Raw genomic sequence first — 1,702 nt, 5'->3', positions numbered from 1 at the left:
ACAAAGACATTTGGCAAATAAAGAAGAAACTTTTCCAGTATCCTTTCTATGACAGGGACATTCAGTGATCGTAATGACAGGATCGAAAAACTGATGATGGTTACCCAGCTAACGAATCTCGAAATGATCAGAGAAAGAGGTTCTTTTACTCCAGCCTTTTGTATCATCTCGACTACACCAAATCTCTCTGAAAATTTGTCAAGCTTTATCGCACGGAAAAATATAGAAAATATAGATTTGAGAATCAAGCCGAGGACAACACCGGAGATAAATATGAGTATGGAAGTAAGGATTTCGGGGAGAAATTGCAGTAACCTTTCTAAGAATTTATCCAATGGTTCAATGATTATCCTCTGCAGAAAGTTCATAAATATCTCCTTTCTTCAAGCCCAGTTATTTAGTAAAAAACTTTTCCCATTTTCGAAGTTCATACATAATCTGTCTATATTTTCTTCAACCTCTACGGCGCTGCTTTCCCATGTTTCGATAACAAACGAGGCCACCCTTCCAAGATATAAGGGTGTAAGAGATTTCAAGAGATGTTCTTTATTCAAAACCTTACCGTGAGCAGCAACAGCAAAGCTATAAATAATTTCAACCCATATTTCATCCGGGATATTAAATTCTACCTTGCGAACGACTTCCATCTTGTGAAGAAAATTAATAATCTCTTTCGGGATAAACAGCTTCCATAAACCGATCAATTCCTTGATCCCGAGCCTGAATTTATCAATCATTCTATCGAGATTTACAGAAACCGGCTCAAGCCCCACGGCATACTGAAAACCAAAGGTTGGTACCTTTTCAGATCCTTTGACTGTTCTCCAAACTTCCGGGTAAGTCTCCATAAGATCAAAGGTTGCACCCACTACCTGGTAGAGCATTGCGCTCAGATCAGCCCCCGGATCCTTAGGATCATGAATCTTTGCGCCTAAGAAAGACTGACAAACCTTAAAGTTATTAGCAACAGCTGTAGTTGTCATCCATATGTCTATCCCATATCGTGCAACATCAGTTTCCCAGACATCTTTTGTTAGATAAAATTTCGCTAGTTTGCCTGAGAATCCAAAATCTCCCCCGATGGGCTGTCTTACCTGTTTTCCATACAATGCTCTGCTTAATGGATAAATTACACTATTTGTTATTGTTCCGTCATATTTATGTCTGTGATAGAGGGGAGAAACATAGTCAAAACCACTTTCAATGACAGGTTTAATCATGAGTTCAATCCACTCAGGAGTAATGCTTCTCAGGTCGGAGTCCACCACTGCGCATGCCTTCACATTAAGGGCATCCGCTATCTCAAAAATTGTCCTAAAGGAGCTTCCTTTGCCCGGGATACCGTGATACGGAGTTGTTATCTTATAAAGAGGTTTTACTCTATGATGAAGGAGGACGGATTGGAAATCCTCAACAGTTGCACTCTGAACAACATCAATAGTCCCATCAGTCGATCCACCATCAGAATTCACAAGAACAGATTTTTTATTGGGGAAATATTTGGCCAGTCCTGCCTGTACCGCTTTAACCACATGGCCTATTGTAGTGGCATTATTATAGCTCGGGATTCCAACGAGGATGTTGGCTTCCTCAATTTTTTCAATTGCCCCTTGAATCTCTCTTCCTATAACAATGTCTTCCATAATTGTAACTATTCAGCCTGTCGAATCATGCCAATAAAGTAGAACATTGTCAAGGGTCC

2 protein-coding genes are annotated in these 1,702 nt (G+C 40.0%); both read right to left on the bottom strand.

The window, feature by feature from the left end:
• Nucleotides 1-368, bottom strand: a 368-nt coding sequence (locus QMD03_06480; GenBank protein ID MDI6776873.1) for a hypothetical protein, incomplete at its 3' end; no start/stop codon positions are given.
• Nucleotides 369-383: 15 nt separating this feature from the next.
• A complete protein-coding gene (locus QMD03_06475) occupies nucleotides 384-1,643 on the bottom strand; it encodes a cell wall biosynthesis glycosyltransferase (GenBank protein ID MDI6776872.1) in 1,260 nt (419 codons plus the stop codon).
• Between the last annotated feature and the right edge of the window lie 59 nt (nucleotides 1,644-1,702).

This window comes from Syntrophales bacterium, from assembly GCA_030018935.1.
In the GTDB taxonomy this organism is placed as follows: Bacteria; Desulfobacterota; Syntrophia; order Syntrophales; family CG2-30-49-12; genus CG2-30-49-12.
Note: the sequence above shows the minus strand (reverse complement) of the source record. Positions and strands in the feature narration are given on the sequence as shown.